The sequence below is a fragment of the Moorena sp. SIO3I6 genome (genome assembly GCF_010672095.1).
In genome coordinates this window covers 1-3802 of the sequence record NZ_JAAHHU010000406.1, presented here as the reverse complement: position 1 = coordinate 3802, position 3802 = coordinate 1, and the positions used below count along the sequence as shown (strand labels likewise).

At 43.1% G+C, this 3802-nt stretch carries 5 protein-coding genes; all 5 read right to left on the bottom strand.

Annotation, left to right across the window (positions count from 1 at the left end; genetic code table 11):
• Positions 1-474 (bottom strand): methyltransferase domain-containing protein (locus F6K49_RS36920; RefSeq protein ID WP_293104905.1); only part of this gene is annotated, 474 nt, incomplete at its 3' end.
• Positions 475-830: 356 nt separating this feature from the next.
• Positions 831-1271 (bottom strand): NADAR family protein, encoded by a 441-nt coding sequence (locus F6K49_RS36915; RefSeq protein WP_293104902.1) that lies wholly within the window; start codon positions 1269-1271, stop codon positions 831-833.
• Positions 1272-1290: 19 nt separating this feature from the next.
• A complete protein-coding gene (locus F6K49_RS36910; protein ID WP_293104899.1) occupies positions 1291-2127 on the bottom strand; it encodes a class I SAM-dependent methyltransferase in 837 nt (278 codons plus the stop codon).
• Between the two features lie 402 nt (positions 2128-2529).
• Positions 2530-2865, bottom strand: coding sequence for a hypothetical protein (locus F6K49_RS36905; RefSeq protein ID WP_293074184.1), 336 nt, complete (start codon positions 2863-2865; stop codon positions 2530-2532).
• A 551-nt stretch (positions 2866-3416) separates the two neighbouring features.
• A complete protein-coding gene (locus tag F6K49_RS36900; protein WP_293104895.1) occupies positions 3417-3620 on the bottom strand; it encodes a hypothetical protein in 204 nt (67 codons plus the stop codon).
• Positions 3621-3802 lie beyond the last annotated feature (182 nt).

Here is a 3802-nt window from a genome sequence, read left to right as displayed (position 1 = left end):
GTGTAAAAATGACAGAAAAGAAATGACGCTGTCAAATGAGCTTGGCAACAGGGCGTCAATGACTTGGGGACTTAGAATATTGCCTGTGAGGTATTGGATGCGTTCGTCAAGTCCCACTCGTTGGGTAAGTTCTTGGGCAATTTCGTTAAAACTCTTTCTTAATTCCACACATTGGATGTGACATTCGGTTTTATAACTAATGTATCGAGCCGGCCCACCAATACCGCTGCCAATGTCCAAAACTCGCGAGTTGGGGGATAGTGCCAAACGATCGATAGCGCGATCGCAAGCTTTGGTGCCAAAGTAGTGGTATTGGTCTAAGTGATCCAATTCTAGCAAATCTTCAATTTCCAAAGGACCTGTGGCTTTTCCTTTTTGTTTCAGTGCTTGGCGAATACTATGGATGCGCCAATCGTAAATCAAAGCTTCGTCTTTTGAAAGAGGATATTCTTTTTCTGATTGTGATAGTGTCATGGTTATTCCAAGGTAAGATTGTGTTTGGAAAGTCAAAAATCCTGGTTATTTGGGAAGGATTTCATATCAAGCATTTCGGATGGAGTAGATAAAAATGGCTCTACCGAACCTAGTATGCAGAAAAACGCGCTTATTGCCCACTAAGTATGAGGCCACTAAGTATGATTGGGCAGGTGATTTATAAAAAATCATTCTTTCAAAAACTAAAACTCCCGCCCAATCAAGATTAGATTAATTATTTCCTGACAGTTTTACATCGCCAATTTGGTAGACCCATAAAATCCTTACAAGCTCCAAATTCAGTAAGAATAACGGCATTCATTAACTCTGTCATGGTTCTTCAGCATTACTCCTGCTCAAGATTCTCGTAAGATAGCTCGAATTTCCATTAAAATTTCTCCCAGGCGATTCTTACCGCTCCTATCTTTCCCACAACCCCAATAATAATCCTGGGGAGCATCTTCCACAATTAGTTCGTCCCCTGTCCTCAGCAGAATTTCGCGGATATCAGCATGGGTTTGAAACTTACAGAGTAAGCCTCGCCCCATAACATCCTCTTTGATGTCTTCCCAATCCCTGCGCAGAGGACGAGTACGCTCTCGTCCCATGCTCGCAGCTTCTGCGGGAGTCTTGCAACAGCGAATTTCTTCTACATCGGAGGTACCAGCAAATTTCTGGGCTTGGAAATAATGCTCTGAGGTGGGCCACCAGAGTCCGTCCAGTTCAAACCCATGGGGGGAAAAGTTGGAGAAAGAACCATAGGGCTTTTCGCTAATGTCGTAAAAGTAAATCGTCACAGCTTGACTCCCAAAAATTTTACCCCAGGCGAAAATGCCAAATGCCCCACTGCATGTACCCTTTTTCGTAATACTCGATCCAGGGTTCAATGCTTTTCAAGGTTTTATTGGCAAATTCGGTGGAAGTCATTCTGACTACCTCCTGATAGCGTTCGCGCACTTCTTTCCCAAATCGTCGATAATGGATAGGGACATTTTCCGAAAGGTCAATAAAGTGCAATTCCTCAAAACCCAATTCCTGGGCTGTCTGACTATAAAAGCGATAGGAACCCATATCCTTGATACGCAGACGGTCAAAGGCTGGTTGCAGTAGCCCTGGTGGACAAGTCTCCTTTTGCATGGGGTCAGTAAAAATCAACTCTCCCCCTGGCTGCAAAACCCTCTTAATTTCTTCAAAGACCTGAGTGCGATCGCTACTGTGTAAAATCGCATCCTGGGACCAGACAATATTAAAGGAATTGTCTGGATAGGGAATATCCTCAAAACTCCCCTGAGTTACCTCAATCAAGTGGGCTAAATTCTGCTCTTGGTTCAGTTGGCGGTTCCGTTGATTTTGCCGTTCGCTTAAATTGAGACAGCAGACAGAACAACCGTAGGTTTTGGCCAGATACCGCGCCGCCCCTCCATAACCAGCACCTAGATCGATGACTCGTGAATTGGGAGCTAGATTTTCCAGAGTTTGGGCAATTGTTTCCACCGTGCGCTTGGAGGCATCATGGATCGGTTCATCCGAACTCTTGTATATCCCATAAGTGATATGCTCCCCACCCCAGAAAGTAGCATACAATTGGTCTGTTTCTGCACCATCATAATAGGTTTGCGCTGTTTTCACCGCTTCTGAATAAGTGGTATTCATACCGCTATTTCCTTGGGTTCTAAGAGGATATCTGAAAAGTTTTTTATACTGAATTTTGCCCCCCTAACCCCCCAACTTTGGGGGGAACAAGAGTCAATTTGCTTGTAAAAGTCCCCCAGAATTGGGGGACCAACGGGGGCTTGGATGTAGCAAATGAGACTTCTCAGACAACCTCTAACACTTATAGTTTGACCTGTCTGAGTAGTTTTAGGCTCGCAACGACTAAGGTCACCAACAAATACCTGCTGTGATACAGCTGATTTTGTATAATTTCCTGGTATGTTTTAGCTATCATTTTTGGTAGATAGGTCAGAGTTACTATATTTGACCTATCTTTTTTTTTATTCCTCTGCTGTATCCCTTGCTAAACAAGGGCTATAACCGCTATTTCTCCTAGTCAGTTTACTTCTTTTTTTCACCAAAAGCAATAAAGGTGAAAGGAGCACGTTTTAAATCCCCGTCTTCATTAGTAGTGTAGCAGTCAAAACTAGACACTGAAACATTAGATACTGAAACAGACAGGTTAGGCACGCTATATGTATTATTCTCATCCACATAAACTGAAGCGACTACTCCAGGCTTTTCGCCAAATTGTTTATCAGGATTAAATGTTATTGTGTAACACCCTGGATCACCTTTTGTAACAGTGAAGCCTTCACCCCACATTTTGCCGTTTTGATCAACACCACCGTAGATATGCTCGTGGTCATCACCAGAAACAGATTTAAAAGTTGCCATAACTAACTCCTGTGAGATTGACTGTTTACAAAGGGATTGTAGGAAAAAAGAAGTGATTACATTCTTTGGTTCCCCTACAGATAACTATCTTAGGATTTTTCACAGTTTTGAATCTCATAAAACTCATATAAAAGCTCATATAAAAGCTCATATAAAACCTCATACTACTTATCTCAAACCTCATACTACTCATCTAAAACCTCATAAAACCTCATATAAAAGCTCATGTAAAAGCTCATACTACTTATCTCAAACCTCATACTACTCATCTAAAACCTCATAAAACTCATATCAAACCTCATAAACCTCATATCAAACCTCATAAACCTCATATCAAACCTCATATCAAACCCTACATTCCGGTTCCTACTCAATCTCCCATAAGATTGTTGCAACAATTTGAGCTAATATCACATTACTGTCAATTTGTCAAATCCTAAGTCCTCATACCTGCTGAAAGCCCGGTTAAAAAAAAATGACGGACTTCAGCAGGTACACCCGTCAGCTACAACCCTCATGGTTGAGGGATTTTTCTCAAGGGCAAGACCTGTTTAGCCCCATATTTCACCCGAGCTGAAGCGAGGACGATTTTCCCCATCCAAATGCCAATACCTATACAAAAGGGAACAGGGAACAGGGAACAGGGAATAGGGAACAGGGAACAGGGAGTAGGGAGTAGCGATGCAGCGCGGTCTTGGGGAGCCAGTGCGGTCTTGGGGGTCTCCCCCACTCGCTATTGCCGTGGTTTCCCCCATGAGCGACTGCATCAAGACGGGAGTAGGGAAAAGAGAACAAAAATTCTCACAATTCATTTAGGATTGGTATACTATGCTTTCCCGGCTTGTTCACAAGTCGGGGATTGTTGTAATTTTGTTCATTTTCCGCAACCCCGACTCCCGACTCCCGACTCCCGACTCCCGACTCCCGACTCCCGACA